Origin of the sequence: Burkholderia sp. SIMBA_051 (assembly GCF_046534915.1) — a bacterium.
Lineage (GTDB): Bacteria > Pseudomonadota > Gammaproteobacteria > Burkholderiales > Burkholderiaceae > Burkholderia > Burkholderia ambifaria.
Map to the genome: position 1 here is coordinate 1 of NZ_JAWRXS010000320.1, position 269 is coordinate 269.

Below are 269 nucleotides of genomic sequence, written 5' to 3' on the forward strand. Positions count from 1 at the left end.
GTGGCGAGACTGGCGTCACCATGCGCTGTTAGTTCTGGTCAATGGCCAATGGCAATTATCTGGAGCCCACCACACGGAGCCAGTGCTCATGCTCGGCCGCCTGAAGCGAGCGCGTCCCACTGACCGGCAGTGAGAAAACCCTCGCGCTCCTTTCCTTTGCCCGGGAATGCTGGCTGCTTCTCGACCTTCTTACCTTTCTTCGGCCCGACTGCGCCGCACGGGAAGGGCCCGTCATCAACGGGAGCTCGCGCCAGAAGTGGACTGTCACC

At 62.1% G+C, this 269-nt stretch carries 1 protein-coding gene; it reads right to left on the minus strand.

Annotated elements, in window-relative coordinates:
- Positions 1 to 86 precede the first annotated feature (86 nt).
- Positions 87 to 269: hypothetical protein (locus tag SB771_RS34695; RefSeq protein WP_410722000.1), on the minus strand; the 183-nt coding region annotated here is incomplete at its 5' end.